12 protein-coding genes are annotated in these 12828 nt (G+C 42.2%); 7 read left to right on the forward strand and 5 right to left on the reverse strand.

What is annotated here, in order from left to right; all coding sequences use genetic code 11:
* The first annotated feature begins 29 nt into the window (after positions 1-29).
* Positions 30-1427, forward strand: coding sequence for a nicotinate phosphoribosyltransferase (locus tag AAEY75_RS13175; protein ID WP_352259798.1), 1398 nt, complete (start codon positions 30-32; stop codon positions 1425-1427).
* A 5-nt stretch (positions 1428-1432) separates the two neighbouring features.
* On the forward strand, positions 1433-2278 hold the full coding sequence (locus tag AAEY75_RS13180; protein WP_352259799.1) for an SGNH/GDSL hydrolase family protein: 846 nt from the start codon (positions 1433-1435) through the stop codon (positions 2276-2278).
* Positions 2279-2397: 119 nt separating this feature from the next.
* Here the strand turns inward: AAEY75_RS13180 and AAEY75_RS13185 are convergent, their stop codons facing one another.
* On the reverse strand, positions 2398-2679 hold the full coding sequence (locus AAEY75_RS13185) for a type B 50S ribosomal protein L31 (protein WP_110924187.1): 282 nt from the start codon (positions 2677-2679) through the stop codon (positions 2398-2400).
* Positions 2680-3098: 419 nt separating this feature from the next.
* Positions 3099-3950: a LysR family transcriptional regulator gene (locus tag AAEY75_RS13190; protein ID WP_352259800.1), complete on the reverse strand. Its 852-nt coding sequence runs from the start codon at positions 3948-3950 to the stop codon at positions 3099-3101.
* Positions 3951-4060: 110 nt separating this feature from the next.
* Here AAEY75_RS13190 and AAEY75_RS13195 point away from each other — a divergent pair, with 110 nt between their 5' ends.
* Positions 4061-5266 carry a YbfB/YjiJ family MFS transporter gene (locus tag AAEY75_RS13195; RefSeq protein WP_352259801.1) on the forward strand — a complete coding sequence of 402 codons (1206 nt, stop codon included), beginning with the start codon at positions 4061-4063 and terminating at the stop codon, positions 5264-5266.
* Positions 5267-5496: 230 nt separating this feature from the next.
* Entirely contained in the window at positions 5497-6585 is a 1089-nt protein-coding gene (locus tag AAEY75_RS13200) for a GNAT family N-acetyltransferase (RefSeq protein WP_352259802.1), read from the forward strand.
* 90 nt (positions 6586-6675) lie between these two features.
* Here the strand turns inward: AAEY75_RS13200 and AAEY75_RS13205 are convergent, their stop codons facing one another.
* Complete coding sequence (locus tag AAEY75_RS13205) at positions 6676-7110, reverse strand: COG4315 family predicted lipoprotein (protein ID WP_352259803.1); 435 nt, start codon at positions 7108-7110, stop codon at positions 6676-6678.
* 515 nt (positions 7111-7625) lie between these two features.
* On the opposite strand from AAEY75_RS13205, the gene AAEY75_RS13210 reads away from it, so the two are divergent.
* Positions 7626-9197: an FAD-dependent oxidoreductase gene (locus AAEY75_RS13210; protein ID WP_352259804.1), complete on the forward strand. Its 1572-nt coding sequence runs from the start codon at positions 7626-7628 to the stop codon at positions 9195-9197.
* A gap of 197 nt (positions 9198-9394) precedes the next feature.
* Here the strand turns inward: AAEY75_RS13210 and AAEY75_RS13215 are convergent, their stop codons facing one another.
* A complete protein-coding gene (locus AAEY75_RS13215; protein WP_197135179.1) occupies positions 9395-10072 on the reverse strand; it encodes an LOG family protein in 678 nt (225 codons plus the stop codon).
* A 326-nt stretch (positions 10073-10398) separates the two neighbouring features.
* Here AAEY75_RS13215 and AAEY75_RS13220 point away from each other — a divergent pair, with 326 nt between their 5' ends.
* Positions 10399-11310 carry an alpha/beta hydrolase family protein gene (locus AAEY75_RS13220; protein ID WP_227685932.1) on the forward strand — a complete coding sequence of 304 codons (912 nt, stop codon included), beginning with the start codon at positions 10399-10401 and terminating at the stop codon, positions 11308-11310.
* Between the two features lie 38 nt (positions 11311-11348).
* Here the strand turns inward: AAEY75_RS13220 and AAEY75_RS13225 are convergent, their stop codons facing one another.
* Complete coding sequence (locus AAEY75_RS13225; RefSeq protein WP_197135180.1) at positions 11349-12041, reverse strand: putative quorum-sensing-regulated virulence factor; 693 nt, start codon at positions 12039-12041, stop codon at positions 11349-11351.
* A gap of 181 nt (positions 12042-12222) precedes the next feature.
* Between AAEY75_RS13225 and AAEY75_RS13230 the strand changes: the two genes are divergently transcribed.
* On the forward strand, positions 12223-12813 hold the full coding sequence (locus tag AAEY75_RS13230; RefSeq protein WP_352259805.1) for a M23 family metallopeptidase: 591 nt from the start codon (positions 12223-12225) through the stop codon (positions 12811-12813).
* Positions 12814-12828 lie beyond the last annotated feature (15 nt).

The raw sequence follows: 12828 nt of genomic DNA on the forward strand, positions 1-12828 counted from the left end.
GCGGCATTTCAAAGCAGAGGAGTTCTGTGATGTATACCAGTAATCTAAATAATTTAATTCTTAACAGTGACAGCTATAAAACCTCACATTGGGTGCAATATCCAAGCGGTAGCGAATATCTGTCAAGCTACATTGAGGCGCGTAAAGGCGACTATGATGTGGTATTTTTTGGCTTGCAGGCCTTTATCAAAGAATACCTAAGCACCCCTATTACCCACCAAGATATCGACGAAGCCGAAATGGTCGTTCAAGCGCATGGCTTGACTTTCAATCGTGCTGGTTGGGAGCATTTGGTAGACAAACACAATGGTTATCTACCATTACGTATCGAAGCCGTACCCGAAGGCAGCATCGTACCAGTGTCCAATGTAGTCTGCCAAGTCATCAATACCGATCCTGAATTTTACTGGCTACCTAGCTATATCGAAACTGCACTATTACGTGCTATTTGGTATCCATCAACGGTCGCCAGTGTCTCGCATTATTGCAAAGACATTATTCGTAAAGCATTAGAAAAATCAGCAGACAACACAGATTCCCTTACTTTTAGACTGCATGATTTTGGCTCACGCGGTGCATCTAGTCAGGAGTCTGTGGCACTCGGTAGCTTGGCACATTTGGTCAACTTTGCGGGCACTGACTCAATGACGGCACTAGTAGCTGCCAGTCGCTGGTATCAAATGGATAAAGACATGCCAGCGTTTTCTATCCCTGCAGCTGAACACAGTACAATGACTGCATGGGGCCGTGACGGTGAGACAGCAGCCTTTGCCAATATGATTGAACAGTTTGGTGGCGAAGGCAAAAGCTTCTCAGTGGTCTCAGACAGTTATGACTTATGGAATGCCATCGATAATATCTGGGGTGGCAGCCTAAAAGACGACGTGAAAAATATGGGCGGCACATTGGTGATCAGACCAGACAGTGGCGAGCCTACCAAAGTCGTTCGCGAAGCATTAGAGCGCTTGGCAGTGAAATTCGGCACGACCGTTAATAGTAAAGGCTATAAAGTATTACCAGATTATGTACGAGTCATCCAAGGTGATGGTATCAGTCCACAAAGCCTAACCAAGATTATTGATGTCATATTAAAAGCAGGCTTCAGCGCTGAAAACGTAACCTTTGGTATGGGCGGCGGCTTACTACAGCAAGTCAACCGTGACACCATGAGCTGGGCAATGAAAGCCAGTTCCATCTCTATCGATAGTGCATGGAAAGATATCTATAAAGATCCCATCACCAGCCGCTCGAAACGCTCAAAAAAAGGTCGATTGGCTTTGGTCAAAGACAGCAACGGACAACTAAAAACCATCAAAGCCGATGACTTAGGTGCCGATGCAGAAAACCTGTTGCGTGACGTTTATGTCGATGGCCAGTTATTAATTGAAGATAACCTAACGACTATTCGAGAGCGTGCTGGATGGTAGGCAATATGATAAATAGTAATAAAATGGCGACAGTGGCAAGAGATGTACTGCTTGCCCCTGTTTATCTTTATCAAGGTCGCAGAATCAAACGTGACACGGTTCGCTTGCCTGAACCACATGGCGAAAGGCATGGTCATGTTCAATTAAACCACTCTGCTAATACCCTGTCTGCTAATACACAAAAAGATGGCATCAAAAAAACGCTAAACGTCATGGTGGTTGGTGACTCGGCCGCCGCTGGTGTTGGTAGTCAAACGCAGCAAGAAGCATTAGTAGGCAAGCTGATCCCTGCTCTGCAGCAGCAGTCTGCTATTCATACTCAGTTTGATGAGCTGACATGGTCATTGCAAGCAACTACGGGTCACACTAGCTTTGATATCTTGCGTCGGCTTTATATCCTACCCACTCCTAGCCAAGCGGTTGATGTCATGGTGCTGAGTGTTGGGGTCAATGACACCACTGCCAATGTCTCTGTGCGTAAATGGCAGCAGCAGATTGAAGAGATTATTGCTATTGCTAAGCGTAAATTTGGTGTGCGAGAATTGATTTTTTCAAGTCTACCACCAATGGCACAAATGCCTGCCATCCCTACTCCGCTCAATAATTTTATTGGTGCCAAAGCATCCACTTTGGATAGGATACTGCAGCAAGTCTGTGCCGAGCATGACAGTGTCACTTATATGGAAACTGACTTTGCAAAGATGATAGAAGAGCACTTTGATGGCAAACCTGTCGATATCGCCGTGATGTTTGCCAGTGATGGCTTTCACCCTAGTAGCCTCATGTATGGCTATTGGGCACAGCAGTTGTCAGAGCTGATAGTACAGGTGCTAGACATGCCGACTGCTTAGGGCTTGTCTTAATTTCACCTTTCAAAAATACTACTCTAAAATTCAAAGCAATAAAAAACCGCTGAATATTCAGCGGTTTTTTATTGCTTTGCGAAATATATTTACACAATAAGTGTAAATTATTCTGCAGCGTCAGTATCAGCAGCTTTCTTACGGCCACCAAACGCACCAAAGCGTTTGTTGAAGCTAGCAACACGGCCTTCAGTAGAAGTTTTGCGTTGTTCGCCAGTATAGAATGGATGCGACGCACTTGAGATATCAAGTGGGTAGTATGGATATTCTGTACCTTCGTATTCACGAGTAGCTTTGGTTTTAGCAGTTGAACGAGTCAAAAAGAAAACGTCAGCGTTAGTGTCGTGGAATAAAACTTCTTGGTAATTAGGATGGATATCTTTACGCATAATAAACTCTCTATGTCCGATGTATGTATAGTGCTTTTGAGCAACATCTTAAATGATGTGCCAAATCAACAATGGCATACGTAACTGAGGCACTAAGGACATTTATAAGTATGGCAGCTGCATCACTGGCTTATTCCAGCACCCAACACCATTCCTCTGCTCACTTAGCCTTTCCCCAGCGGGAAAATCAAACCGCGATTTTAACGGTTTTCGGCGTCCGATGCAAGTCAGTCGGGCGCTAAGACTGTAATGATATGCCAATACAATCTTGATAAAGACCAATTAGTTCTAGAACACCAAAGAATAGTATGCCAATGGTGATAAAAGCCTTAGCAGTCGATACCCTAGAGTAGTGATCGAGATGAATACCGTAGTAGTTGCATCATAGTTATATAGTGAATAGACCATAGCATGCCATATTATTCCGTTAGCAATTTGGCTAGCGTTAATACCCCTGATGCCAGTGGGCTGTCTTTACGATAAACAATCGATAGCTGAACTTGCTTTGACCCATGACTGAGTGGCGTCATGACCAATGATTTTTCATATCGGCTGCCGACCACCATATTTTTACCAATGATGGTGTAGCCTAATCCCGCAGCGACACACCCCAATACACCGTCAGCGCTGCTCATCAGCATCAGCTCATCACACCCTCTACCTGCTTCTTGTTGCCAAATGATGGCCTGTGTCCTGTAACCACAACCTTCATCACGTACGAATAAGACAGGATCATGCTCACTATCTAATGGCGTCACCATCATCAGCTCTTCTCTGACAACAGGAATCACTACCAGATCTTTATGCTTGGGTGCATTGCCAATTGCCGCACAGTCTACTTTATTATTTAAAACCGCCAAGACCAACCTATCACTGGTATCTGTATAGATTTTGGCACGGATTTCAGAGTGGTTTAACTTCAGTTGCTTCAGTGCCAATGGCATATGAACAGCGGCAAATGTTTCAGGCATACCGATTATTAATTCATAACTGTCTTTATTTCGCAGCATAGCCGATGTGGCTTGATACTCTAACTGTAAAATTTGATCAGCATAATCGCACAGCTGTCGCCCACTCGGGGTTAATTGCAGCTTTCGACCAATGATATTGAATAGCTTGGTATCTAACTCCCTTTCGAGTTTTTTGATACGGTTGGTAATATTTGACTGAACGGTATGCAGTTTTTCAGCAGCCCCTTTAATACCGTTTTCATCAACAACCGCTTTAAACGTCTTTAACGTCAAAATCTCTATGTGAAAATCCTTATTCACTTATTAAACAGTTCTTATAATGAGAATACTTTGTTCTAGATAATTCAATTTTTAAGATTAACAGAGTCACGTATTCTTTGTTAATAACTTTCCGATATGAAGTAATAAAAATGTCTATAGAACTCACGAAAGTCCGTGTATACATGGCTGGAATTTGCAGTTTAATAGTGACTGTAGGGGTTGCCCGATTTTCGTATAGTCTATTGCTACCAGTCATGCAAGAAGGCGCAGGTTTAACAGAGTTAGGTGGCGGGTGGTTAGCCAGCACGAACTTTATGGGTTATATGTTTGGCGTTTTGATTGCGGCGAGCATGCATAATCTGAATTATAAATATAACTTACATCGTGTTTATCTTGTTTTAAGTGTAGTCACCTCTGTAGCTATGGTTCTGACCACAGATATAACCACTTGGGCGATATTAAGGTTCCTCGCTGGCGTCTGTGCTTCAGGCGGATTTATTATTGCTTCAGGATTGATATTGAAATGGCTAGTAAAAAATAACCACCGTGCTGAGCTCGGGATTCATTTCGCAGGTGCAGGCTTGAGCATTGTGATTACCTCGTTATTGTTTGAGGCAATGCAATCAATATCAGCAGATTGGCAACAGCAGTGGTTGGCACTCTCTGTGTTGGCGATTGTCTTTGCTGTGCCTGCATGGTTGTGGATGCCACACCCTTCCACCGATAGTAAAAATCAAGAAGTGATTGAGGACAATCCACCAAGCAAGACATTCAAATCATTAATGATGCTGGCCTATTTTTGTGCAGGTTATGGTTATGCAGTCAGCTCTACCTTTATCGTTGATATTGTAGAGAGTACAAAAGGCTTACAAGGACAAGGAGGTTTTGTCTTTCTATTGATTGGCTTGGCCGCTACCCCAGCTGTACTTGTATGGGATCGTATTGCTCGGAGGTTCGGTTACCTTAGGACACTAATCGCCGCTTATCTTTTACAAATTATCGGCATCATACTACCTGCCTTCAATGACAGCTTACCTACGGTCATAATCAGTGCAGTGTTATTTGGCGGTACTTTCATCGCTTGTGTGAGTTTGGTATTGACGATGGCCGGTAAATTCTTCCCAAGTGATCCTGCTAAATTCATGGGAACAATGACGTTATCGTATGGTGCAGCTCAAATCATTGCACCCATCTGTACAGGTTATATTGTTAAAATTTATGGAAGTTATGACCCTGGCCTGTATCTATCAGCCGCAGTCGTGACGATGGGCACACTACTCTTGTATGGTTTATTGAATTTAAAGCATCCTCAACCAAAACCTATCACTCACAAACTATCAAAAAATGAGATTTAGACTTAAATCTGCATACTAAAACAAGCACCAAAACTATTACCAAAATAGCTAAAAGCAGCCACTCGATGGCTGCTTTTTTTATTGATATAAAAATAACGGCTTTATTGTTGGACTATATATTCAATAAAACGCATAAAAGATTTTGATAGGCTTGTTAACCTCGAAATTTATTGTTATATTCATATATGTGAATTTACGAATATAATACATATCACTGAGGAAGCAGAAAAATGGATACAATAAAAGTTGATTTTATAGATATAGATAAAGAATGGGATAAGCAAATATCAGACTATCATTTTGACGTATACCATTTATCTGGCTGGATTGCGGCATCAGCCGTCGTCGATAAAGGCATGCCTCAAGGTATAGTCGCTCACTACAAAGATAAAAAAGTGTTTTTACCTATTATCATACGAGAGATAGAATCAGAGCATTGGGATGCCACCTCTACATATGGCTACGGCGGTCCTGTGATGGACAAGACGCTAACCGATGCCCAGCTCGATCTCGTACTAGAAGGCATAAGAGCTTTTCTCTTTGAAAAGGGTTGTGTGTCATTATTTATGCGACTGCATCCAATCATCAATAAAGAATGGCTGCCTACCGTTGGAAAAGCGCTTACTCACGGCCTGACATTAATGTCTGACTTAACAAAATCAGAAGAAGAACACTGGAGCGAGACTCAAAACCGTCATCGTCGAGGCATCAAAAAAGCCATGAAAATGGAGGTTGTCACAAAAATTGAGTCCCTAACCAAAGAAAGCGCCATGGTGTTTTCGAACATTTATAAAGAAACGATGGAACATGTTAATGCTAGCCAGTATTACTTTTTTGATGACAACTATTTTTTCAATTTATTTGAAAACCTTCAAGACAGAATACTACTAATAACGGCTTATCAAGACGGCAAAGCCATTGGTTCATCGATATACACAATCTGTAGAGAATCAGGCATTATGCAGTTCCATCTCGGTGGTACACTCAACGCCTATACACATCTACAGCCGTCTAAACTTATTACTCATGTTGCTCGTAATTGGGGTAGAGAAAATAATTATAACTTACTCCATCTTGGTGGCGGCCTAGGCTCCAACCTAGATTCGTTATATGAATATAAAAAAGGATTTAGCTCACAAGAGCTGTTGTTTAAAACCTATAGACTCGTTGTCAATTCATCCAAATATGCCGCGTTGATTGCGAATAATTGGTTTACTGAAAACGATTTAAGCTCAGATTTTTTCCCTTTGTATAGAAAAGAGCCAACCAAAGAAATGGTATTGGAAGCTGAAGGAACTGAATCTCTAGTTAGTGTTTGATAAGCAGACTTACCTACTCTCAGCAAATATCAGCAAACAAAAAAGCAGCCACGATGATGGCTGCTTTTTTTCGACTCAAGGTTAGCTATTTTATTTCATTGTAACGATATGCCACACACCTAACTTATTATCGCCATCTTTATCACCCACCTTAGTATCATTGGCATAAAAATACAAAGGCTTGCCATTCATGGCCCATTGATACTTACCGTCTTCGCGTTGGAACGCAGCAAACTGACCTGAGGCTTTTGCATTGTCAGGTGCTAAAAATGCTGGCCATACTAATGAACACGCAGCGCCACATTCTGATTTACCCATAGCATCTTTATCAAAAGTATATAAGGTCATGTGATTGTTCGCATCAACCAACATACCGTTTTTGCTCGTAATGGGTGCCGTATTATTATTAGTCGCCTGCACTTCATGCATGCCAGAACCATCCTTCCCCATTACATTGTTTAAAGTTGAACAACCAGTGAGCGTCAAAACACCTGTCAACGCCGATAATATGAGCATACGTTTCATGATAACGTCCTTGTTATTGTCATGGTTAATTTTATTTAGAGTTTGCTTACGATCATACGACTTGAGTACATATTATTTGAGTATATGTGCTTTGATTACATGTGATTTGAGTAAAAGCAAAAATGACCCAATCCTGACTTCAGGCTATTTAATATAGCATGGGCATATAGACAGTTGTTTTTATACAGAGTGGTCTTTACAAAACTGCTTATATCCTACGGAACAAGCCAACAAATCCATCGCACTGGACAGACAGTCCTACCTACTCGTTGACAAAACTCATGTATTCACTTACTTATTTGCCGTCATGTTAGTTGTAGTTTTTCGTAAAATAACGCTATAGAGTTTAAGAGTTACTAAACAATAGAAAATATTACCATTGCGGCCCAATATACATATTGAAGTTGGCAACTTTGCACGCATATCAACAGTTATAAGTTATTTAGACACAAGATATTTAATGAATACATCGAGCACTATTTGCTGTGAATGCTATTAAGGATATAACAACGACAATGACTCAATCTGTTATCAAAAATCAAACGCATCCTACTAAACGCGTCGGTATTCTAGGTGGTGGTACGGCTGGAGCAACTATTGCTATTCGCCTTGCAGCGTTAGGGCTTGAGACGTATTTATTTGAAAAAAACAAATCGCTGATTGATGGCCCACCGATGTGTCATCTACATGCAGGGGGCAATCTATATCGCGAGATACCTGACGAGGACTGTGTTGCCCTACTGAAACAATGCATCGATATTTTACGTCTTTATCCTTATACCATCGATGTACGTCCAACCGTATTTGCGGTGCCGACACGAGATGGCGGTCTACCCGAAGACTTGCTTCCACGTCTCGATATATTGACCGATGCTTATCGTGAACTTATCGCTCAAGATAGCAGTAATAAAGTACTGGGTGAGCCGGAAGACTACTATCAACTGTATAGCCATGAGCAGCTGATTGAGCTGTCTGAGCGTGAGCAAGTCACTGTACCGACGACTGTTGATGAGTGGATGATACCCGTTGCTAAGTATCTGGATCTGAACAAAGTTAAGTTTCCATTGATTGTTGTACAGGAGTATGGCTGGAATATCTTCCGCCTAGCGGCTTCTGCACAATTGGCACTAGCAGATTATGACCATGCTCATGTCTTTACCGATACTCAAGTACAGCAAGTCATGCCTGTCGACTGTGAGAACTGCTCAAACGCGGATCACCATGTCACCAAATGGCGTATCGACTACCAACAAGCTGCTGGTTACGAATCAAATCTCGAATCAACCCTTGAATCAAAGCCTCAGACTGAGTCTATCGAAGTAGATTACTTGATCAATGCCTGTGGCTTTCGTACTGGTGTAATCGACGATATGGTCGGTGTCAAAGTGAGTCGTATGGTTGAGTTTAAGTCCTCTTATATTACGCATTGGGACAATGCTGGCGGGCAGATACCAGAGATTATTGTTTATGGCAATCGAGGTACACCAGAAGGCATGGCGCAGCTAACCCCTTATCCAGGTGGCTACTTTCAAATACATGGCATGAGTAAATTCATCACTTTATTTGATGATGGTCTGGTCGCTTCTAGCAAAGAAAGTGCACAGCCGAAATTGCCACCGCAATATGTTCATTATATCGAAGATGGTTGGGACAAAGCCCCGTTACAAGCTCGCAGCCAACAATCGATTGATTATGTGGCTGAGTTTGTACCGACTTTCCATAGCGCGCGTACGGTCGGTAATGCGTTATATGGTGGGCAGCAAATACCTGGGCAAGATGACACTTTGCGGGTTGCCGATGTGAGCTTATATTCCAATATACGTTATGCGCGTGCTGAAAATGTCAAAGCATCCTCGACTCTGATCGCTGCCGATCAAATCGTTGACGAATTGACTAAACTTGGCTTGGTTGATTCCGATACGCCTGCGAATCGCAATCGCGATGCTCATGAATGGTCTTATCTGATGCATAACGATAGTATGACTATTGATAGAGTCGCTCGTGGTTTGGCTGAAGAACGTGGTTTCCCTCTAGCAATGGCGGGCGTGAATCACAGTATTCCTAAGAAGACCCTAGACGCTATATAGTTCATTTCATATAAATCAGACATGGTTTCAGGCTTGTCTTAAGCCTCATTATTAGCTACTTTAAAAACTGCACGAAAAAAGGAGAGAGTGGCTTGTAATTAGCCACCCTCTCTTTTTTTATGTAGATCTACACTCGATTGCCTTGTACTACTTTTAACTTGAATCAATTATAAGCCAAATACTGCTTAAAACCAGCCTTAGTTACCAGCCATTTTTTCTGTATCGACAGCACTATCGATGGTTACTACGGTTTTTAATAGGTCAATGGCTTCATCAATCGTATTGCACACCACCAAACGCTCAAGATCTTCTTGCTTCATAAACCCTTGGTCAGCAGTATATTTTAAATGCTCAACCATACGATCATAAAAACCATTGATATTGAGGATAATCATCGGCTTTTCATGCTGATATAACTGACGCCAAGTAGCAATCTCCATGATTTCTTCTAATGTACCAAGACCACCAGGCAATGTAATGAAGGCATCAGCATACTCTGCCATCACTGTCTTTCGGGTGTGCATGGTATCGGTTAGGTGCAAACGAGTTAGCTGCTCATGAGCAATCTCATGTTTGAGCATAAAGGTTGGGATCACGCCAACTGCTTGCGCACCACCATTAATGACCTCATCTGCGACCGCACCCATCAGCCCAATACTAGCACCACCGTAGACCAGACCCATACCATTATCGGCTAACGCACGACCTAACTCACGTGCTGCTTGCTCGTAGACTTCTTTATTACCGAGACGTGATCCGCAATACACTGCCACTAATGGCATCGTCAATTCAGACTTATCAACTGCTTGTTCAATATTAGTGATGTCTTGGCTAGTGATAACTTCATACGTATCGTTGTTAATCTTCATTTGCATATAGCTTCCTTAATGTTACATCGATTGTTTTTATTGAATGTCTATTGATTAAAAGTTTAGTTATTAAAAAGTGTATGTATATTAATTATTCAAATAATAGATTTTTATGAAAACCTTGATAGATAATAGCATTTAAAATAAAAAAAATAGAACTTGGAAGTCATCTTCGAGTGCCTTCCTTACCAGGATTTATTCTAACATAAGCAATCCTATCAGATGTCAGCAACGATTTATCACTACGCAATAACTACATGCCCGAGACGATTAGCGATTCTTTACTCATCAAACGCACTCACAAAAATGATAAAACACACTAAGGTCAAACCATGGACAATAGCACTCTCAATAATAAAATGGATACTGACTCGCAAACAGAGATTTACTCTCTAAGCATCATGACAGACCGTAATAAGGTATTGGCAGCGACTGTCTATCGCCCTACAGAAACAATAAAAACAGCGATTATGATAGCACCAGCCACTGGTATCAAACGCCAGTTTTACCATAGCTTTGCGACCTACTTAGCAGAACACGGCTTTGGGGTGCTGACTTTTGATAACGAAGGTATCGGCGAGTCGCTTTCTTCTGACTTATCTAAATGTGATGCATCTTTGATTAGTTGGGGTCGCCATGACATGCCAGCCGTCCTTGATGCCCTACAAGATGAGTTCTCTGATGCGACTTATCATTTAATTGGTCATAGTGCAGGCGGTCAGCTCATTGGTTTGATGCCCAATTATAAGACTATCAATTCTGTATTCAACGTTGCCTGCTCATCAGGGCGTATCAAAAACATGGACATGCCGTATAAACTCAAGGCAATAGGCTTTATGGATGCATTCATTCCACTCGCTAACTTGACGCTAGGCTACACACCATCGGATAAAATTGGCATGGGTGAGCCATTACCGCGCGGTGTGGCTCGACAGTGGCGTGATTGGTGCAATGGCGCAGGCTATATCAAGACCGCTTTTGGCAAGAGCATACACACGCATTTCTATGATGAACTGAGCATGCCAGCGCTTTGGTTGGGATTTAGCGATGACGAGATTGCCAATAGCAAAAACATGGATGATATGATTCGCGTATTTACGAAAATGCCAGTAGAAAAGCGCTTTTTAGAACCCAAAGATTTCGGGCTAAACCATATCGGCCACATGCGTTATTTTAGTAGTAAAACCAATGCCAAAGCGCCACAACTATGGCAGAGGGCAGTAGATTGGCTGAATAAGCAGTAGCATTTTTTACTAACCCATTTAAACTCAATCAGCTCTATTTACTTTTCCGCATTTTCGTTCTCTTCTGCTTTGATACGCTTGGTCAACGCAGAATACAGCGACGGCTGCATGTTATGAATATTGCCTATCATCCATTTAACATAGTTGATCGGTACTTCTTTAATTGGCTTGCCCTTATGCTTGCCAAACGGCATTTTACTCACAGGGGTCGCTTTATTAGAGATAGCATGCGCCGCCGAAAAATCCGTCGGAGCAATCTCTAGACGTTCGCAGCAAGCCTGATACAGCAAATAACACATGCGCGCATCGCCTAATGCATCATGAGCGGCAACTGTCATTACACTTGCCTCAGACTTTCCTAATAGCTGCTCGATACACTTGGACTGACCATAAGCACTCCATTCTGGAAAGGCTGCCCGCGCTAGCCGCACAGTACATATGAGTTTGGCAGAAGGACTACCAATCACTCGCCAATCAAAACGTACGTTGTGACCAATCAAATACTCAGGCAATTCAAATTGATCTAATTCAAAACGTTCAAGACCAGCCACATCCTCATCAGTAATACCATGTACCTTGATAACAACGGGTGATATAGATCGGCCACTATTAAAGTATTTCATCCATTCAAATCCTGTCGCCACATTAATAGTCGCAACTTGAATAGGTCGTGGATCACGGCCTTGATCTGTTTCGGTGTCGATAATCAGAGCAGTGTCAAAATCAATCATAAAATATGGTCATCAATAGTAGCTGAAATGGCCTGATAGAAACGTCATAATGAATAGCAATACGCTTGTCACATTTATGATTATTGGGATAAAAGCCAAATATAACAAGGTCATACAGAAAATGAAGGATAGAACTTCTACAATATAGTATTCCATAATATAAAAAAACCAAGAGAGCCCTATGCTACCTGTCAATGAACATCAGCGAGCCAAGCCCACACTCCTACGCCGTGTACTAAGCGTACTCATTAGAGCTGCTGTGTTGGTGATGCTATTGTTTATATTAGACAAACTACTGCCAAGTATCAGTCAACAAACACAGTCGTTTGTTGTGTCAAAATGGCAGCAGTTGAGTCTATTGCAGCAAGCACTGCCCACAGAAGACAGTCTACCCTCGCCGTTACCAGAGCAGCATCTAACGGATACTTGGGGCGCTGCGCGTAGCCAAGGCCGCTCGCATGAAGGTATTGATATTTTTGCCGCACGAGGCACACCGATACAATCGACAACGCAAGGTATCGTCCGAAAAGTGGGGGAAAACAATTTGGGTGGTCGCGTGGTGGTCATCGTTGGACCTGGAGGCGCAGGACACTACTATGCACATTTAGAGGACTATGCCGATATTGCTCCCAACGACTGGGTAAATGCTGGCGATATCATTGGCTATGTTGGTGATAGTGGCAATGCAAAAGGCACACCGCCCCATGTCCATTATGGAATATACATAAATGGTAGTGCTGTGAATCCGTATCCATTTTTGCAAAAGAACTAGGGCATATTATCCGTC

It is taken from the genome of Psychrobacter sp. TB55-MNA-CIBAN-0194 (genome assembly GCF_040309505.1).
GTDB lineage: Bacteria > Pseudomonadota > Gammaproteobacteria > Pseudomonadales > Moraxellaceae > Psychrobacter > Psychrobacter fozii.